15 protein-coding genes are annotated in these 14,793 nt (G+C 69.0%); 14 read left to right on the forward strand and 1 reads right to left on the reverse strand.

All coding sequences use genetic code 11. The features are described 5' to 3' along the window. On the reverse strand, window positions 1-411 hold the full coding sequence (locus QM568_RS02490) for a TlpA family protein disulfide reductase (protein ID WP_415135471.1): 411 nt from the start codon (window positions 409-411) through the stop codon (window positions 1-3). 95 nt (window positions 412-506) lie between these two features. On the opposite strand from QM568_RS02490, the gene QM568_RS02495 reads away from it, so the two are divergent. The 14 genes from QM568_RS02495 to QM568_RS02560 all read left to right on the forward strand — a co-directional run. After that, the gene (locus QM568_RS02495; RefSeq protein ID WP_415135473.1) at window positions 507-1,316 is read left to right on the forward strand and encodes a thymidylate synthase; all 810 of its coding nucleotides are present in this window, start codon (window positions 507-509) and stop codon (window positions 1,314-1,316) included. Then, on the forward strand, window positions 1,313-1,789 hold the full coding sequence (locus QM568_RS02500; RefSeq protein WP_415135475.1) for a dihydrofolate reductase: 477 nt from the start codon (window positions 1,313-1,315) through the stop codon (window positions 1,787-1,789). Before QM568_RS02495 ends, QM568_RS02500 begins: the two co-directional genes overlap by 4 nt. Before the next feature lies 1 nt (window position 1,790). Beyond that, window positions 1,791-2,552 (forward strand): SDR family NAD(P)-dependent oxidoreductase, encoded by a 762-nt coding sequence (locus QM568_RS02505; protein ID WP_415135477.1) that lies wholly within the window; start codon window positions 1,791-1,793, stop codon window positions 2,550-2,552. A gap of 127 nt (window positions 2,553-2,679) precedes the next feature. Next, window positions 2,680-5,292 carry a carbohydrate-binding protein gene (locus QM568_RS02510; protein ID WP_415135479.1) on the forward strand — a complete coding sequence of 871 codons (2,613 nt, stop codon included), beginning with the start codon at window positions 2,680-2,682 and terminating at the stop codon, window positions 5,290-5,292. Between the two features lie 154 nt (window positions 5,293-5,446). Then, window positions 5,447-6,424, forward strand: coding sequence for a 4-hydroxy-tetrahydrodipicolinate synthase (gene dapA, locus QM568_RS02515; RefSeq protein WP_415135481.1), 978 nt, complete (start codon window positions 5,447-5,449; stop codon window positions 6,422-6,424). Between the two features lie 52 nt (window positions 6,425-6,476). Continuing rightward, complete coding sequence (locus QM568_RS02520) at window positions 6,477-8,153, forward strand: ribonuclease J (protein ID WP_415135483.1); 1,677 nt, start codon at window positions 6,477-6,479, stop codon at window positions 8,151-8,153. Between the two features lie 59 nt (window positions 8,154-8,212). Beyond that, window positions 8,213-8,701: a GNAT family N-acetyltransferase gene (locus QM568_RS02525; protein WP_415135485.1), complete on the forward strand. Its 489-nt coding sequence runs from the start codon at window positions 8,213-8,215 to the stop codon at window positions 8,699-8,701. A 71-nt stretch (window positions 8,702-8,772) separates the two neighbouring features. After that, window positions 8,773-11,502 (forward strand): DNA translocase FtsK, encoded by a 2,730-nt coding sequence (locus QM568_RS02530; RefSeq protein ID WP_415135487.1) that lies wholly within the window; start codon window positions 8,773-8,775, stop codon window positions 11,500-11,502. Beyond that, window positions 11,502-12,077, forward strand: a complete 576-nt coding sequence (gene pgsA, locus QM568_RS02535) for a CDP-diacylglycerol--glycerol-3-phosphate 3-phosphatidyltransferase (protein ID WP_415135489.1) — start codon at window positions 11,502-11,504, stop codon at window positions 12,075-12,077. Before QM568_RS02530 ends, pgsA begins: the two co-directional genes overlap by 1 nt. Further along, window positions 12,074-12,556 carry a CinA family protein gene (locus QM568_RS02540; protein WP_415135491.1) on the forward strand — a complete coding sequence of 161 codons (483 nt, stop codon included), beginning with the start codon at window positions 12,074-12,076 and terminating at the stop codon, window positions 12,554-12,556. Before pgsA ends, QM568_RS02540 begins: the two co-directional genes overlap by 4 nt. A 135-nt stretch (window positions 12,557-12,691) precedes the next feature. After that, window positions 12,692-13,000, forward strand: coding sequence for a helix-turn-helix domain-containing protein (locus tag QM568_RS02545; RefSeq protein WP_415135493.1), 309 nt, complete (start codon window positions 12,692-12,694; stop codon window positions 12,998-13,000). Window positions 13,001-13,013: 13 nt separating this feature from the next. Further along, the gene (locus QM568_RS02550; RefSeq protein WP_415135495.1) at window positions 13,014-13,238 is read left to right on the forward strand and encodes a DUF3046 domain-containing protein; all 225 of its coding nucleotides are present in this window, start codon (window positions 13,014-13,016) and stop codon (window positions 13,236-13,238) included. Between the two features lie 264 nt (window positions 13,239-13,502). Further along, entirely contained in the window at window positions 13,503-14,546 is a 1,044-nt protein-coding gene (gene recA, locus QM568_RS02555; protein WP_415135497.1) for a recombinase RecA, read from the forward strand. A 64-nt stretch (window positions 14,547-14,610) separates the two neighbouring features. Beyond that, a partial coding sequence (locus tag QM568_RS02560) for a hypothetical protein (protein ID WP_415135499.1) occupies window positions 14,611-14,793 on the forward strand: 183 nt, incomplete at its 3' end.

Consider the following 14,793-nt stretch of genomic DNA (forward strand, 5'->3'; position numbering starts at 1 on the left):
TCAGAGCGCGGCGAGGGCTTCGTCGATGGCTTGCCGGTGCGGCACACCGGTGAAGCGGGCGCGTACCGCGCCCGTGCGGTCGACGAGGAACGTCGTCGGCGTCGACAGCACGTGGTACTGCTGGGACAGCTCCGGGCGATGCGTGAGGTCGACCTCGACGTGGGCGAGGCCGTCGCCGGATGCTGCGATCGTGCCCAGCAGCCGGCGCACCTGCGGGCAGCGCGCGCACTGCTCGGTGCTGAACTGCACGAGGGTGGCCCTGCTGCCGAGGTCGCCGTGCGCGTGCGCAGGGTCGAACCGCAGGTGGCCAGCGCCGCGACGCCGCCCGTCGACGAGGCGCAGCACGACGCCGACGATGATCGCGAGCACGATCAGCGCGCCCGCGAGGGCGAGAGCGACCGGCGGTGACATGGATCGAGCGTACGACCGCTGGGGCGGGGCGCGGGTCGTTGTTTCGCACGATGACGACGGAGCCGGCCACGTCCTCGCCGGGTAATCTTGACGCCATGAGCGACGCCGTCCCCACGCCATACGAAGATCTGCTCCGCGACGTGCTGGAGACCGGCACGCACAAGTCCGATCGCACGGGGACCGGCACCACAAGCGTCTTCGGGCGGCAGATCCGCTTCGACCTCTCCCAGGGGTTCCCGCTGATCACGACCAAGCGCGTGCACTTCAAATCGATCGCCTACGAACTGCTCTGGTTCCTCCGCGGCGACTCGAACGTCCGCTGGCTGCAGGAGAACGGCGTGACCATCTGGGACGAGTGGGCGGATGCCGATGGCGACCTCGGTCCGGTGTACGGCGTGCAGTGGCGGTCGTGGCCGACCCCGGACGGGCGGAGCATCGACCAGCTGTCCGAGGTGATCGAGCAGATCCGTACGAACCCCGACTCGCGCCGCCTGATCGTGTCTGCCTGGAACCCTGCCGACATCCCGGACATGGCGCTGGCCCCCTGCCATGCCCTCTTCCAGTTCTACGTCGCTGACGGGAAGCTGTCGTGCCAGCTGTACCAGCGCAGCGCCGACCTGTTCCTCGGCGTCCCGTTCAACATCGCCTCCTATGCGCTGCTCACCCTGATGATCGCGCAGCAGGTCGGTCTGGAACCAGGCGACTTCGTCTGGACGGGGGGCGACTGCCACATCTACGACAACCATGTGGCGCAGGTGAGCGAACAGCTGACCCGTGAGGCGTACCCGTATCCGCAGCTGCGCTTCGCGCGCAAACCGGAGTCGATCCTCGACTATCGCTTCGAGGATCTCATCGTCGAGAACTACCAGCACCACGCACCGATCCGCGCGGCGGTGGCGGTATGACCTGGGTGGGCCTGATCTGGGCGGAGGCGCACGGAGGGGTCATCGGCGCGGAGGGCGGGATGCCGTGGCATGTGCCCGAGGACCTCGCCCACTTCAAGGAGGTCACTCTGGGGGAGCCGGTCGTGATGGGGCGCAAGACGTGGGACTCCCTCCCCGAGAGGTTCCGTCCGCTCCCCGGTCGCGAGAACATCGTCATCACCCGCCAGCAGGACTGGGCGGCACACGGAGCCCGGCGGGCGGCGACCGTCGCCGAGGCCGTGCGCGGTGAGGACAGGGCGTGGGTCATCGGCGGAGCGGAGATCTTCCGTCAGGTCCTGCCGGACGCCGACCGTCTCGAGGTCACCGAGATCGACCTGGAGGTCGACGGCGACGCGTTCGCCCCGCCCAGGGCGGGGTGGCGGCTGGTCGACGAGGGGGAGTGGCAGACGAGCAGCACCGGCATCCGCTACCGCTTCCTCGGATACGAGCGCTGACATGCCCACCGCGCTGATCACTGGTGCAAGCGCAGGGCTGGGCGCCGAGTTCGCCCGGCAGCTCGCGCGCCGACGGGCCGATCTGATCCTCGTCGCCCGCACGGCGGACGCGCTGGAGGCGCTCGCCGCGGACCTGCGCGGCGAGTACGGGGTCGCGGTCGAGGTGCTGCCGGCGGACCTCGCGATCGAGGCGGACGTCGAGCACGTCGCCGATCGGCTGCGCGATGCATCGGACCGCGTCGACCTGCTCGTGAACAACGCCGGCTTCGGTCTTCCGCTGCGGTTCGCCGACAACGATGTCGCCGACGAGGTGCGTCATCTGCGCGTGCACGTCGAGGCGTCGATGCGGCTCATGCACGCCGCTCTGCAGACGATGCGGGGTCGCGGCGGTCGCATCATCAACGTCGCCTCCGTCGCCGGATTCATCTCCCGGTCCACCTACTCGGCGTGCAAGAGCTGGCTGATCGGCTTCAGCCGCTGGGCGAACGAGGAGTACGCACGCGACGGCGTGACGGTGACCGCCGTGTGCCCCGGCTTCGTGCACACCACGTTTCATGAGCGGATGGGGCTCGCGCCGGGTGAGGAGGGCGTTCCTGCGCTCATGTGGCTCGACGCGCCCGCCGTCGTCAGGGAGGGGCTTCGGGACGCCGCGCGCGGCCGGGCGGTCTCGATCCCGTCGCTGCGCTACAAGGTCATCGTCGGCGCCGCACGGGTGCTGCCGCGCGGGCTCACCGCGGGTGTCGCGCGCCGCGGGCGGGTCTGACGCGGGAGCGGGCCCGTACTCGAACGCGTGTCGTCACGCGCGGCGTGGGAGCGCTCTCTTGCGAGACTCGAAGCGCTTCGATACTGTCGCTGTGGGCTCACTGCTCACCTGACACGAAGGAGTGCGCATGGTGCATCGCAACAGGCAGGCATGGACGGTCGCGTTGATCGCAGGGGTGATCATCGCCGGAGGGAGCGTCACAGCGGCATCCGCCTCGACCGCCGCCGCAGATCCCGACTACGAATGGGGGAACGCGGCGATCGAGGGCGGAGGGTACGTTCCCGGGATCATCTACAACCAGACCGAGGAAGGACTGGTCTACGCGCGCACCGACGTCGGCGGGGCCTACCGCCTGGACCGCGAAGCGGACCGGTGGGTCCCGCTGCTCGACCACATCGGCTGGGATGAGTGGAACCGGCTCGGCGTGCTGAGCCTTGCCACCGACCCCGTCGACACCGCGAACGTGTACGCGGCCGTCGGCATGTACACGAACGACTGGGATCCGAATGACGGTGCCATCCTGCGATCGCGCGACTACGGAGCCACCTGGGAGAGCACGGCGCTGCCGTTCAAGGTCGGCGGCAACATGCCGGGGCGCGGGATCGGCGAACGTCTGCAGATCGACCCCAACGACAACGACGTGCTCTACTACGGCGCCGAGCAGGGACAGGGGCTGTGGCGGTCGGAGGACGCGGGGGTGAGCTTCGAGCAGGTGACGGCGTTTCCGAACGTCGGAGACTTCGCACCGGATTCCGACTCGGACAACTCCTATCTGACCAGCGAGCTGGGCGTCCTGTGGACTGCGTTCGATGCGGCATCCGCACCGGCGGGGGAGACCACCCGTACGCTCTTCACCGCCGTCGCCGACAAGGAGCACATCCTCTACCGGTCAGACGACGCCGGCGTCACCTGGAGCGAGATCGCGGGCGCCCCGACCGGGTTCCTCCCTCAGCGCGGCGTCGTAGACGAGGCCGGGCGATTCCTCTACGTCACCACGACAGACACCTCCGGTCCGTACGACGGCTCGGACGGCGCCGTCTGGCGCTACGGCATCGACGACGGGACCTGGACCGACATCACGCCGACGCAACGGCCGATCGGCGGGGACTTCGGCTTCAGCGGGCTCACGATCGACCGGAACGATCCCGACACGATCATGGTGGCATCGCAGATCCAGTGGTGGCCGGACATCCTGATCTTCCGCAGCACCGACCGCGGCGCCACATGGTCTCCGATCTGGGACTACGCCTACGGCGACGGCACGCAGCTCGTCCGCCGCTACGAGCAGTCCATCGCCGAGGTGCCGTGGCTCGCGTTCGGCAAGGACGTGAGCGAACCGGTCCCGTGGAGCGAGCCGACCCCGAAACTGGGATGGATGGTCTCGGCCCTCGAGATCGACCCGCACAACTCGGACGAGCTGATGTACGGAACCGGCGCCACCATCTACCGATCCGATGACCTGACAGCCTGGGATCAGCCGGACGGCATCATCCATCTCACTCCGCAGGCGTCGGGCCTCGAGGAGACCGCCATCCAGGATCTCGTCGCGCCTGCCGGCGAGGTCGACCTCGTCTCGGCCATGCTCGACCTCGGTGGTTTCGTCCACGACGACCTCGCCACCGTCAGCAACACGTTCCAGGAGCCGTACTTCGGCGGCGGAACGAGTGTGGACGCCGCAGGTCTCGACGGTGCGGTGATCGGCAGGGCGGGGACGGACGGCTCCGGTGCGCACCGCGCCGCGCTCTCGGCCGACGCCGGCCGCAGCTGGGTCGCGTCGCCTGCGGTCGAAGGAGCGACCGGGAGCGGCACCATCGCCGTCACCGCTGACGGTTCGGGGGCGGTGTGGGCGCCCGCCGGCGCCGTCGCTCAGGTCACGGCGGATGCCGGTGCCACCTGGACCCCGGTGGCGGGGCTCGCGGACGGCGCACGCGTCGAGGCGGACCGCGTCCAGGCGCGCAACGTGTACGCCTTCGCGGACGGCGTCTTCTACCGCTCGGTCGATGGCGGAGCGAACTTCCGTGCCGTCTCGACGGATGCGCTGCCGGCGGCCGGACCCGTGCGGTTCGCCGCCATGCCGGGGCGCATCGGCGACCTCTGGCTGGCCGGCGGCGAGACTGATGGGGACTACGGGATGTGGCGGTCGACGGATGCCGGGACCACGTGGTCGCGTGTCGCCGGGTTCGACGAAGCGGACACCGTCGGTTTCGGCAAGGCGGCGCCGGGTGCCGACGCCGCGGCCATCTACGCGGCCGCCGAACGCGATGGCGTCCGCGGGGTGTTCCGCTCCGTCGATGGCGGCGAGTCGTGGACGAGGATCAACGATGACGCCCACCAGTTCGGCTGGATCGGCGCCGACATCGAGGGCGACCCCGATGTGTTCGGCCGTGTGTACATCGCGACGAATGGTCGAGGCATCGTCATCGGTGACGACGCGGATGCCGATGAGCCGCCGTTGTGGCGGGCCGGTGCCGTGTACGTCGCCGGAGACGTCGTCGCCTTCGACGGGGCGATCTGGGTCCCGACGTGGTGGACCAGCGGCGAGACACCGGGAGCGTCGAAGCACGGATCCTGGCAGGAGATCGCGGCGACCCCGGACGGTGTCGCGACGTGGACGCCCACGCGGATCTTCGACGCAGGCGACATCGTCAGCGACGGCGGACAGCTGTGGCGGGCAAAGTGGTGGAGCCGCGGCGACGTGCCGGGTGGGAGATGGGGCCCCTGGGAGCCGCTCGCCGGCTGATCCGCCCGGCGGCGTGTCCGCCGAGGGGTCACGACGGCCCCGCCGGCCTGTGCAGGTCGGCGGGGCCTCGTCGATCGGGGCTTCGTCGATCGGGGCTTCGTCGACCGGCCGGACTCGCGCCATGGGCGAGGCCGCGAACCGATACGCTGGAAGCATGACGCACTCGGGCAATCCTTTCGGACAGGTTCTCGTCGCGCTGGTCACTCCGATGACCGCCGACGGCGAAGTCGACTGGCCTGCGGTCGAGAAGCACATCGACGACGTCATCACCGCAGGCGCCGACGGCGTCGTCGTGACGGGCACGACCGGTGAGACCTCGACCCTGACGGACCCGGAGAAGCTCAAGCTCGTCGAGGTCGGCAAGTCCGTCTCGGCCGGACGCGCGAAGATCATCACGGGCGGAGGGTCGAACGAGACCGCGCACGCGATCGAGCTGTACAAGGCCAGCGAGAAGCTCGGCGCCGACGGCATCATGATCGTCACGCCGTACTACAACAAGCCCACTCAGGCCGGCATCCTCACCCACTTCCGGCTCGTGGCCGACGCCACCGATCTTCCGGTGATCCTCTACGACATCCCCGGTCGCACCGGTGTCCCGATCAAGTACGAGACGATCCTGCGCCTGGCCAAGCACCCCAACATCCTCGCGGTCAAGGACGCCAAGGGCGACTTCAGCGAGGTGAGCCGTGTGCTCAACCAGACCGACCTCATGTACTTCTCCGGCGATGACGCCAACGTGCTGCCGCATCTCGCCATCGGCGCCACCGGCCTCATCGGCGTGACGGCCAACATCACCGCGACCCCCTACCGCACGATCGTCGATGCGGTGAACCGCGGTGACCTGGCCACGGCGACGGCCGAGCACAAGCGCCTCGAGCCGCTCGTGCGCGCGGCGATGACCCATGTGCCGGGCACGGTCGCGGCGAAGTACATCCTGCACGGTCTCGGCCGCATCTCCAGCCCCCGCGTGCGCCTGCCGCTGGTGGGCCCGGAGGAGTGGGAGGCCGCCCTCATCGAGGACGAGCTCGCTCTCGTCGCCGATGTGCCTGGTGCCGACTTCGCGAACTTCCGCCCCGACCGCAACGCGGCCGCCGGCGGCGCCCTGCCCAAGGTGCACGGCACGACGCGCTGAGCTGCGTCACCACGAACGAACGGACACGCGGAGTGTCCGACTGAGGAGACACATGTCCATCCCCATCGCAGATCCTGCCGCCCAAGAAGAGGGGACCCTGCGCGTCACGCCGCTGGGCGGCCTCGGCGAGGTCGGCCGCAACATGACCATCTTCGAGTACGACGGCAAGATCCTCGTCGTCGACTGCGGCGTGCTCTTCCCGGAGGAGCACCAGCCAGGCGTCGACCTCATCCTGCCCGACTTCGAGCCCATCAAGGACCGCCTCGACGACATCGTCGGCGTCGTGCTCACGCACGGCCATGAGGACCACATCGGCGCCGTGCCGTACCTGCTGCGTCTGAAGAGCGATATCCCGCTGATCGGCTCGAGCCTCACCCTCGCGCTGGTGGAGGCGAAGCTCAAGGAGCACCGGATCAAGGCCTTCAGCCTCACGGTGCAGGAGGGTCAGCGGGAGAAGGTCGGTCCGTTCGACCTCGAGTTCGTCGCGGTGAACCACTCGATCCCCGACGCGCTCGCGGTGGCCATCCGCACGCCGGCCGGCCTCGTCCTCGCCACCGGCGACTTCAAGATGGACCAGCTGCCGCTCGACGGACGCATCACCGACCTCCGCGCGTTCTCGCGCCTGGGGGAGGAGGGCGTCGACCTGTTCCTCGTCGACTCGACCAACGCCGACGTGCCAGGGTTCACCCCCACAGAGCGCTCGATCGGCCCGGTGCTCGACCAGGTGATCGGCAAGGCGCCGCGCCGCGTGATCGTCGCCAGCTTCTCCAGCCACGTGCACCGCGTGCAGCAGGTCATCGACGCCGCCCATGCGCACGGCCGCCGGGTCGCGTTCCTCGGACGCTCGATGGTGCGCAACATGACGATCGCCGAGCAGCTGGGCTACCTCAAGGTGCCCGATGGCGTGCTCATCGACTTCAAGAAGGCGCGCGACCTGCCCGACGAGCAGGTGGTCTACATGTCCACCGGCTCCCAGGGCGAGCCGATGGCGGTGCTCAGCCGCATGGCGAACATGGATCACGCGATCGAGATCAGCGAGGGCGACACCGTCATCCTCGCCTCCAGCCTCATCCCCGGCAACGAGAACGCCGTCTACCGCGTCATCGACGGGCTCACCAAGCTCGGCGCGAACGTCGTGCACAAGGCCAACGCGCGCGTGCACGTGTCGGGCCACGCGGCGGCCGGCGAGCTGCTCTACTGCTACAACATCCTGAAGCCGAAGAACGTGCTGCCCGTGCACGGCGAATACCGCCACCTGATGGCGAACGCCAAGCTCGCTCAGGACACCGGCATCCCCGAGGAGCGCACGATCATCGCCTCGAACGGCACCGTGATCGACCTGAAGGACGGCGCCGCCCGCATCGCCGGTCAGCTCGACCTCGGCTTCGTCTACGTCGATGGGTCGACCGTGGGGGAGATCACGGATGCCGATCTGAAGGACCGTCGGATCCTCGGCGAGGAGGGCTTCGTCTCCGTCATCGTCGTGGTGGATGCTGGCACAGGACGCATCATCTCGGGCCCCGAGATCCACGCCAGGGGCATCGCCGAGGACGACGCGGTGTTCGACGACGTCGTACCCAAGATCGTGGCCGCCCTCAAGGACGCCGCGGGCAACGGCGTGCGCGACACCCACGCGCTGTCGCAGGTGGTGCGCCGCACCATCGGACGGTGGGTCAACCAGAAGCTGCGCCGCCGTCCGATGATCGTGCCCCTCGTCATCGAGGCGTAGCCGCCGCGCTCCCGGTTCCGTGTCATCCCGCTGTAACAGGCGGCGCCTAGAATCCGGGCATGGCAGAGGTTGTGCACATGCGGCCGGCCGTCCCCTCCGACGGCGTCTTCCTCGGCGACATGCTCGTCGAGGCCGCCAACTGGCGCGTCGGGGCCGCACGTCCTCGCCACGAGGTCCTCTCGACGTCGCACCGCCGGTACGTTGCCGGTTGGATGCGCCCCTCCGACGTCGGCATCATCGCCGTCGACGGCACCGGCGAACCGATCGGTGCGGCCTGGTACCGCGTGCTTCCGCCCGATGAGCCGGGGTTCGGCTTCGTGGGCACCTCGGTGCCCGAGCTGATCATCGGCATCCGCCCTGTCTGGAGGGCGCGCGGCATCGGCCGCGCGCTGCTGCAGGAGCTCACCGCCCGCGCGGCCGCGAGCGGCTATCGGCGGATCAGCCTCAGCGTCGAGCACGACAACTTCGCCAGGCTGCTCTACCAGTCGGAGGGCTTCATCGTGACCACGGCCGGACCGGTGCGCGACACGATGGTCCGCGTCCTCTGACGCCTCGCGCAATCCGGCGCAAACCCGCGTCATTACGGGGGAATGCCGATGATCGCCCGTAGCGTGGACGCATGGCCAGGAGCACCACGAAATCCGAGCGCGCGTCGGAGAGCGCATCGTCGCGTCCGAAGCGGCAGGCGGCGCGGCAGGCGGCTCCGAAGTCCCCGGCGGCTCCGAAGAAGTACATCGACGAGGCCGACAAGCCGCCCGTCGCCGTGCGGGCCTGGAACGGCATCGCCCACGGCGTGGGCGGGCTCTTCCGCGCCTTCGGACCCGAGACGCTCGAGAAGGACGACCGCCGCGACGGATTCCCGCTGCTGCTCGTTCTGCTCGCGATCGCCGGGGTGGTGAACGAGTGGTTCTTCATCGGCGACGAGGCCGCGGTGAGCATCAGCGCCTATTCCGTCGGCGCTCTCGTCGGCCGTGTCGCTTTCGTCATGCCGGTGCTGCTGCTGCTGCTCGCGGGATGGCTCTTCCGGCATCCGTCGTCGGTACACGACAACGGGCGCATCGGCATCGGCTTCGGCCTGTTCGTGCTGGCGATGGCCGGGTTCTGCCACACCGCCTCCGGCCATGCCGGCGCATCGGGGACGATCGAGCGGGCGCAGCCGCGGCAGGGGATGCCTGCCCTCAGCGACGCCGGAGGGCTCCTGGGCTGGATGATCGGCGAGCCGCTGTCGTACCTGACCCCGATCGGCGCGTACATCGTGCTCGCGCTGCTGGCCGGCCTCAGCATCCTCATCCTCACCAAGACGCCGCCGAACCGCATCGGTCAGCGCCTGGGCGACCTCTACGCCTGGATGTTCGATGCGGAGCGCATCGAGAGGCCGGCGAAGGATGCGGGCATCGACGAAGCCGACAAGGCCGATGACCCCGACGTGCTGCCGTGGTGGCGGCGCAACAAGACCGGCCGCGAGGAGGATCCGGACGTGGGCGGGCTCGGCTCCGACGACGTCACGGCTCTGCTCGACCCGGCCCCGGCGACGCCGGCCTACGACCAGGCCGTCACCGTCGAGAACTCGTATGACGCGGCCACCGAGGTGCTCTCCGACGTGCGCGCCGTCGCCGATGCGCTCGCGGGGCAGCAGACCACGGCGCTGCTCGACGACTCCGACACCGGCGAGATGCCCGAGCTGCCGGGACTCGACGGCTTCGGTACAGACGGCCCGGGGGAGCGCGGCCCCCAGGCGCCGGTGGCGCCCTACATCCTGCCCTCGCCCGGCGTGCTGTCCGAGGGGCCGCCCCCGGTCACGCGCTCCGAGGCCACCGACAAGGTCATTGAGCAGCTCACCAGCGTGCTCACGCAGTTCAAGGTCGACGCGAAGGTCACGGGCTTCTCGCGTGGCCCGACGGTCACGCAGTACGAGATCGAGGTCGGCCACGGCGTCAAGGTCGAGAAGATCACGCAGCTCAGCAACAACTTCGCGTACGCCGTCGCCTCTAACGACGTCCGCATCCTCTCGCCGATCCCCGGCAAGAGCGCGATCGGCATCGAGATCCCGAACGCCGACAAGGAGATGGTGGCCCTCGGCGACGTGCTTCGTTCGCCGGCCGCCCTCAAGAGCACCCACCCGATGACCATCGGTGTCGGCAAGGACGTCGGCGGCAACATCGTCATCGCGAACCTCGCGAAGATGCCGCACCTCCTCGTGGCCGGTTCCACAGGGTCCGGCAAGTCGAGCTTCGTCAACTCGATGATCACGAGCCTGCTCATGCGCGCCCGCCCGTCCGAGGTGCGCATGGTGCTCATCGATCCCAAGCGGGTCGAGCTCACCAGCTACGCGGGAGTGCCGCACCTGATCACTCCGATCATCACGAACCCCAAGAAGGCCGCGGAGGCGCTGCAGTGGGTCGTGAAGGAGATGGACATGCGCTACGACGATCTCGCGTCGTTCGGCTTCCGTCACATCGACGACTTCAACCGCGCGGTGCGCGCGGGCGAGGTCGAGGTCCCCGTGGGCAGCGAGCGCGTGCTCAAGCCCTATCCGTACCTGCTCGTGGTCGTCGACGAGCTCGCCGACCTCATGATGGTCGCCCCGCGCGACGTCGAGGACTCGATCGTGCGCATCACGCAGTTGGCGCGGGCGTCCGGCATCCACCTCGTGCTGGCGACCCAGCGACCCAGCGTCGACGTCGTCACCGGTCTCATCAAGGCCAACGTGCCCTCCCGGCTCGCCTTCGCCGTCACCAGCGTCACCGACAGTCGCGTGATCCTCGACAGTCCGGGCGCCGACAAGCTCATCGGCCAGGGCGACGCGCTGTTCTCGCCGATGGGCTCGTCCAAGCCGTTCCGGTTGCAGGGCGCGTGGGTCGACGAGAAGGAGATCGAGGCGGTCGTCAAGCACGTCACCCGTCAGGCGCGGCCGGAGTACCGTTCCGATGTGCAGGAGGCGATGGAGCCGAACCGCAAGAAGGAGGTCGACGAGGACATCGGCGACGATCTCGAGCTCCTGCTCGCTGCGGCCGAGCTCATTGTGTCCTCGCAGTTCGGTTCGACCTCGATGCTGCAGCGCAAGCTCCGCGTCGGATTCGCCAAGGCCGGGCGCCTCATGGATCTGCTGGAGTCGCGCGAGATCGTCGGGCCCTCGGAGGGATCCAAGGCCCGCGACGTGCTCGCGACCCCCGAGCAGCTGCCGCAGGTGCTCGCCAAGCTCCGCGGGGAGGATGCACCGGCATCCGTCCCCTCGGCCTCGCAGGCGGGAGGGAGCTCCGGCGACCCGATCGAGTCGCAGTTCGATGGCCTCCCAGTCGTCGAGGCGGAGGGCGATGAAGACGCCTGGGGCCTGACGGGGCGCGACTGATGGCGATTCCACGGCAGCTGCCCAACGCGATCACCGTGGTCCGCATCCCGCTGGCGATCGTCTTCTTCGTGCTGCTGCTCGTCGGCGGCACCTATGGCGCGGGCGATCTCGTGGTGCGCTGGATCGCCGGGGTGCTCTTCGTCGTCGCCATCTCCACCGACTGGGTCGACGGCTACCTCGCCCGCAAGTACGACATCGTCAGCGACTTCGGCAAGCTCTGGGATCCGATCGCCGACAAGCTCCTCACCGGTGCGGGCTTCGTCGGCCTCGCGATCCTCGGCGAGGTGCAGTGGTGGATCGTCGCGATCATCCTCGTGCGCGAGTGGGGGATCACCGTGCACCGGTTCATGATCGTGAACGAGCACGTGGTGGCCGCCGCCTGGATGGGCAAGGTCAAGACCGCCTTCCAGGGGGTGGCGCTGGGCTGGGCGCTGCTTCCTCTGCACGAGTTCATCGGGCTGGGCCCGTGGACGCTGGTCACTGCGGTCCTCATGATCATCGTGCTCGTGCTCACGGTCGTCAGCGGCATCGACTACATCGTCGCCCAGGTGCGCGGAGCGAAACGGCTGCCATGAGCGCGGCAGCCGCGGTCCTCGAAGCGATGCGCGATCGCGGATGGACGCTCGGCGTCGCGGAGTCGCTCACCGGAGGCGCGGTCGCGGCGGAGCTCGTCTCGGTGCCCGGTTCGTCCGCGGTGCTCCTCGGTGCGGTGGTCGCCTACGCGACCCCCGTCAAGCACACCCTGCTCGGCGTCGACGAGGCGCTGCTCGCAGCGCACGGCCCTGTGCATCCCGAGGTCGCCCGGCAGATGGCCGTCGGCATCCGGAGCGCCGTCGCGGTCGACGGGCGATCGGCGGATGCCGGTGTCTCCACCACCGGCATCGCAGGCCCCGATTCGCCGGACGGACAGCCCGTCGGCACCGTGCACATCGCCGTCGTCACGCCGGAGGGCGAATGGACGCGCGCTCTCCGGTTCGCCGGCGACCGTGCCGAGATCCGTGCGCGATCGGTGCAGGCGGCGCTTGCGCTCCTGCTCGCGGCGGCGCGGGAATAGGCGGCGGTGGGTCAAAGTTGATACGAGTGTGCTCACATTCAAGCCACAGGATGTCACAGTAGATTTCATACAGGTCGGTCGGGCTAGACTGGCCATCTCTTCGAGGGAGTCCTCGAAGAACGGGAGGAGGTTCCGATGATTCTTGTCCGCCAGGAGATCGGCGATGTGCTGAGGGACTTCCGCCTGCAGAAGGGGCGTACTCTTCGGCAGGTCGCGAGCAAGGCTTCCGTCGCCCTCGGTTATCTCAGCGAGGTGGAGCGCGGACAGAAAGAGGCGTCCAGCGAGATCCTGGCCTCGGTGGCCGAAGCGCTCGACGTGCCCATCTCGACGATCATGCGCGAGGTCGGCGACCGCATCTCGGTGCTCGAGGGCATCCAGGTCTTCCCCGACATCGTCCCCGACGATCTCGTCGCCTCGGTCGAGCCGCAGCTCTCGCTGCGCTGATCGCCTTCCCTTCATGCGACGCAGCGAGTTCCTGCGCGCCGTCGATGCGGAGTTCGGCGCACGCGCGAGCTCGCTGGTCAGCGATCTCGTGCTGAACCAGCTGGCCGGACGTACCGCCGCCGAAGCGCTCGAGGCCGGGGTGCCGCCGCGCGATATCTGGCTGGCGCTGTGCGTCGAGGCCGATGTCCCGCTCGAGCGCAGGCACGGGGCCGGGAGGCTGGAGCCGCGCCGACGGTGACGCCGGGCGTGCAGGTGTTCTGCATTCCGACACGCCGTAACGCACTCCTCATCGAAGATGTGTTCGATGAGGCGTATCGTTCTGCACAAGTGGTTCTGAACCGGAGTTCTCCACCGTTCGCGAGGTTTCCGCCCTGATGTCGGAGGCCCCTCGTACGGTGAAGACATGGCCTCGGAGCCATACGCCTTGTCGGAGAGTCTTGCCCCAGCCGGGGCGGGCCGCGACAGCCTACAGGCGGCATCACGCGAGCAGAAGGAACGGAACATGCCCAGCACCGCAGACCGCGAGAAAGCCCTCGAATCGGCTCTCGCCCAGATCGACCGCCAGTTCGGAAAGGGCTCGGTCATGCGCCTCGGCAGCGACGAGCGCGCTCCCGTCGAGGTCATCCCCACCGGTTCCATCGCGCTCGACGTCGCCCTCGGCGTCGGCGGGCTCCCGCGTGGCCGCATCGTCGAGATCTACGGTCCGGAGTCGTCGGGTAAGACGACCCTGACGCTGCACGCGATCGCCAACGTGCAGCGGGCCGGGGGCATCGCCGCCTTCGTTGATGCCGAGCACGCCCTCGACCCCGACTACGCCGCCAAGCTCGGCGTCGACATCGACCAGCTCCTCGTCTCGCAGCCCGACACGGGTGAGCAGGCGCTCGAGATCGCCGACATGCTGATCCGCTCCGGCGCGATCGACCTCGTCGTCATCGACTCCGTCGCAGCTCTCGTGCCGCGGGCCGAGATCGAGGGCGAGATGGGCGATTCCCACGTGGGTCTGCAGGCCCGCCTCATGTCGCAGGCGCTGCGCAAGCTCACCGGTGGACTGAACCAGACCAAGACCACGGCGATCTTCATCAACCAGCTGCGTGAGAAGATCGGCGTCTTCTTCGGCTCTCCCGAGACCACCGCCGGTGGCAAGGCGCTGAAGTTCTACGCGTCGGTCCGTCTCGACATCCGTCGCATCGAGACGCTCAAGGACGGCACCGAGGCGGTCGGAAACCGTACGCGCGTCAAGGTCGTGAAGAACAAGATGGCGCCGCCCTTCAAGCAGGCCGAGTTCGACATCCTCTACGGCGTCGGCATCTCCCGCGAGGGGAGCCTCATCGATTTCGGCGTGGAGCACGGCATCGTGAAGAAGTCGGGGTCGTGGTACACCTACGACGGCGACCAGCTGGGTCAGGGCAAGGAGAACGCGCGCGGGTTCCTCCTCAAGAACCCCGATATCGCCCTGGCGATCGAGTCGCAGATCAAGCAGAAGCTCGGCATCGGCGCCCTGGTGGCCGCTCCCGCCGACGAGCTCGCCGAGCGTCGCCCGGCCTGATGCCTCGGCGAGGAGCGGCGACGGTGTTCGCGATCGATCCGGTGCACGCATCGCGGAGCGAGCGATGACGCGCGACGACGAGACCCTGGCTCCGATCATCCCGCTGTTCGCGGCGCAGCGCGGGGCGAAAAGCCCTGAGACGTCGTCGTCCGGTGCGGCGGGGTTCGAGACGGCGGGGCACGAATCGGTGTGCAACGTGCCCCCCCGCACGGGCGATTACGGGCGCTGGCGATCGACAAGGGAGTCC

The organism is Microbacterium sp. (assembly GCF_047607465.1).
In the GTDB taxonomy this organism is placed as follows: domain Bacteria; phylum Actinomycetota; class Actinomycetes; order Actinomycetales; family Microbacteriaceae; genus Microbacterium.

Bases quoted from the DNA above. Each gene is read 5' to 3' on its own strand.
- QM568_RS02500 (WP_415135475.1), top strand. From the start codon at position 1,313: ATGACCTGGGTGGGCCTGATCTGGGCGGAGGCGCACGGAGGGGTCATC.
- QM568_RS02495 (WP_415135473.1), top strand. From the start codon at position 507: ATGAGCGACGCCGTCCCCACGCCATACGAAGATCTGCTCCGCGACGTG.
- QM568_RS02490 (WP_415135471.1), bottom strand. From the start codon at position 411: ATGTCACCGCCGGTCGCTCTCGCCCTCGCGGGCGCGCTGATCGTGCTC.
- QM568_RS02525 (WP_415135485.1), top strand. From the start codon at position 8,213: ATGGCAGAGGTTGTGCACATGCGGCCGGCCGTCCCCTCCGACGGCGTC.
- dapA (WP_415135481.1), top strand. From the start codon at position 5,447: ATGACGCACTCGGGCAATCCTTTCGGACAGGTTCTCGTCGCGCTGGTC.
- pgsA (WP_415135489.1), top strand. From the start codon at position 11,502: ATGGCGATTCCACGGCAGCTGCCCAACGCGATCACCGTGGTCCGCATC.
- QM568_RS02510 (WP_415135479.1), top strand. From the start codon at position 2,680: ATGGTGCATCGCAACAGGCAGGCATGGACGGTCGCGTTGATCGCAGGG.
- QM568_RS02550 (WP_415135495.1), top strand. From the start codon at position 13,014: ATGCGACGCAGCGAGTTCCTGCGCGCCGTCGATGCGGAGTTCGGCGCA.
- QM568_RS02505 (WP_415135477.1), top strand. From the start codon at position 1,791: ATGCCCACCGCGCTGATCACTGGTGCAAGCGCAGGGCTGGGCGCCGAG.
- QM568_RS02545 (WP_415135493.1), top strand. From the start codon at position 12,692: ATGATTCTTGTCCGCCAGGAGATCGGCGATGTGCTGAGGGACTTCCGC.
- QM568_RS02520 (WP_415135483.1), top strand. From the start codon at position 6,477: ATGTCCATCCCCATCGCAGATCCTGCCGCCCAAGAAGAGGGGACCCTG.
- QM568_RS02530 (WP_415135487.1), top strand. From the start codon at position 8,773: ATGGCCAGGAGCACCACGAAATCCGAGCGCGCGTCGGAGAGCGCATCG.
- QM568_RS02540 (WP_415135491.1), top strand. From the start codon at position 12,074: ATGAGCGCGGCAGCCGCGGTCCTCGAAGCGATGCGCGATCGCGGATGG.
- recA (WP_415135497.1), top strand. From the start codon at position 13,503: ATGCCCAGCACCGCAGACCGCGAGAAAGCCCTCGAATCGGCTCTCGCC.